At 49.3% G+C, this 2,647-nt stretch carries 3 protein-coding genes; all 3 read right to left on the bottom strand.

Features of this window, described 5'->3' with window-relative positions; translation table 11 throughout:
- Positions 1-553 (bottom strand): AAA family ATPase (locus AB7U36_RS22125; RefSeq protein WP_428161766.1); only part of this gene is annotated, 553 nt, incomplete at its 3' end.
- Positions 554-555: 2 nt separating this feature from the next.
- Positions 556-1,761, bottom strand: a complete 1,206-nt coding sequence (locus tag AB7U36_RS22120) for a DDE-type integrase/transposase/recombinase (protein ID WP_428161765.1) — start codon at positions 1,759-1,761, stop codon at positions 556-558.
- Positions 1,762-1,814: 53 nt separating this feature from the next.
- Complete coding sequence (locus tag AB7U36_RS22115; protein ID WP_428161764.1) at positions 1,815-2,315, bottom strand: transposase; 501 nt, start codon at positions 2,313-2,315, stop codon at positions 1,815-1,817.
- Positions 2,316-2,647: the final 332 nt, after the last annotated feature.

The raw sequence follows: 2,647 nt of genomic DNA, 5'->3' as shown, positions 1-2,647 counted from the left end.
GCTCGAGCTGTTTGGCAAGATTGTCGTCACCCGCAAGAATCAGTGATGCGGCGACCATCTGCCTGTTTGTCTGAAACAAAAGAGAACAAAGATCCCACAAAGAGTCGGCTTCAACACGTTGGGCATCATCAATAATCAGGACAGGATACCGGGGATTGCCGTTGCCGGATAGGGTTTCGATGTGCTGTTGGATGCGTGAGATCAAAGGCATGCCCCGGCCTTTTACATCAACACCAAGCGCCTGAGCCAGAACTCGCGTCAGGCCGTTTCTCGGGTGTCCTGCATAAGGCAGCATGACCGGCAGATAAACGTTCTTATCAAGCTCTGCGATTAATGCATGGATGAGCGTTGTTTTGCCCACCCCGGAAGGCCCGCATAAGGCACAACTTTTTCCATGGTGAAGCAACCGTTTGATGGTTCCCAACTTCCGTGTGTCCCCTTCTGGCAGCCAGCGTTGACGTTGAACATAGGTATCGGCAAAAGGGTGACGTTTCCATCCAAAGAAATCGTTCATGGGCAGAATTTCGTCTGTATTCGATTTTTTATGCTGCATGGCTATCTCCTTCTTCTGTGGGCATTTTGGTTCAGATCGACAGGTTTGGCCGGTTTCATCTCAGGCCCGTACCAGACCATATCAAGGTTCCAGGGCATGAACCAGACATCCACCCGTTGTCCCGGAAGAGCATCTATCACCTCATAGCTACGTCTTTTCAGCCTGACAGTATTGTTCAGATAAACCTTGCACCGGCGTTTCATCCTGAACAGGGGTTCTATTTCCACGGCTTCGGGAAGCGGATTGCAAACACTTTGGTGACTGAGCCTTTTTTGGAGGGGGGATACCCCAAGGGAACTGTGGATGCGTTTATGATAGGATGACACCCATTCCCTGAAGGCCTTGTTGAGACCCTCAAGAGTGTGGGCCGGCGAATTTTCTCCATCAAGGAACTGGTCCCGGACCGATCTGAAAAATCTTTCCACTTTTCCACGCCCCCTTGGCTTGCCCGGAGGCGTATGGATCAGATGGATACCGAGATTGGCGCAGGCAAATTTGAGATGTTTGCTGGCGTAACAGGCACCGTTATCGGTATAAAATCTGATCGGTTTGCCATGGGTTCGGATGGAGGCCATGAGTTCGGTCATCATGATTTCTGTGCTCTCGCTGGTAAAAAAACCGGTATGGACAATGTATCGTGTAGCATCGTCTATGATCGCATGCAGATAGGTCTTGCGTTTATTGCCTTTCTCCCGGATTTTGGGACCATGAAGAAAGTCAGCCATCCACAATTGACCGAAAAACTCATATTCAAAAGGTCGTGCGGGGATATGGACGGACAGGTGGGGGTCCCGATGCAAATTGGCTGTTTGAGAGAACCGGTAAAGGGTAGACCGGGCAGGGGATTTCATATCCCACAGATTCTCCCGGATCAACTCGCCCAGCATCCGGGACAAGGGCCATCTGGGATGTTTGCTCCGCAGCTCAAACAACCGGTCTGAGATGGTCTTGGGAACCGATCCATGGGTGCCCGTATCCTTTCTGGGGGTATCGTTCAAAGCGGGGAGACCACCATTGCGGTAGCGATAAAACCACTTCCTCAGGGTTTCCGGAGAATAGGATACAAAACGTCCGTCCGGCTTTCTATATTGCCGGTCTGCAAGCCGGAGCAAGGCTTCTTCAAGGGTTTCTTCTTCGTTTCGGTGAAGAAGGATGCTGATAATGCCGTATCGCCACACGGCGAGTTCGGCCAAATCAGGGGTTGGCATGGCCACCTCCTTTAATTGGGGTTAAAATGGGACCATGGCAACATAACCCTTTGTTAATATAAAGGTATGTGTTGTGTTGATGGCGTTTTCAGCCATCGTTCAGGGAAGAAATATTGAGAAAAATCCCTGGTAAAATCCGGCCAGGCCTTAACCGGGTCCAAGCCCCAATCCGCAATCATTTTCTCCCGGTTAAACCAGGCTATAAACTTGCAGCAGATTTTTTTTAACCGTTTTACCACGCCCCTGTTAAGATCCAGTCCTCTGGCAATGGAAGCTTGGCTCATCCCTTTTTCAAACATGGCATAACAGTCGAACAGGGTTTCATATGCATGGCGAATTACCGGCAAAATCGGCTCAGGCAGAACAGAAAAGCTTTGCCACGGGCATTCCGGGGATTTGCATAAATAGCGCTGGACCCTCATTTCTGTATTGTTTTTTGGGTCGTTTCTGGAGTAGGTTCCATTACGAACTGTCAGGCTGCTTGAGCAATGGCAGCAGCGGACATGAAGATTTTGCTTGGCAGATGCATCATTTCTTACTATGGTGTTTTTCATAAGCAGGGGCCGGGGTTGTGGGTTGATATTATCTGGACAATTTTATCTTACCACAATCCCCCCCTCTTATCCCCCCCAAAGGGGGGAGGAGGATGTCAAGGCATAGGCGGTGCCTGCTATCTATCTGCTACTGGTACCAAACGAAAAACAATCTCATTTTACAAGGAACTCACTTTTTCAAAAAATGTAACTGTATGTGGGATTTTTGGGTGATATTGGGGGATAGAAGAGAAAGAATCTACACCTGCCAGTTTCAGAAAGAATTTTGACCCATCCATCCATGAAGCTATTCCCCAGCCGGATCTGCTCCTCGGTAAAAAACTTCTCAGGCG

Source organism: Desulfobacter sp. (assembly GCF_050177295.1).
The sequence above is the reverse complement of the archived record's forward strand: the minus strand, read 5'-3'. Positions and strand labels throughout refer to the sequence as shown.

Coding starts and splice junctions, on each gene's coding strand:
- AB7U36_RS22115 (WP_428161764.1), bottom strand. CDS start 2,315: ATGAAAAACACCATAGTAAGAAATGATGCATCTGCCAAGCAAAATCTT.
- AB7U36_RS22120 (WP_428161765.1), bottom strand. CDS start 1,761: ATGCCAACCCCTGATTTGGCCGAACTCGCCGTGTGGCGATACGGCATT.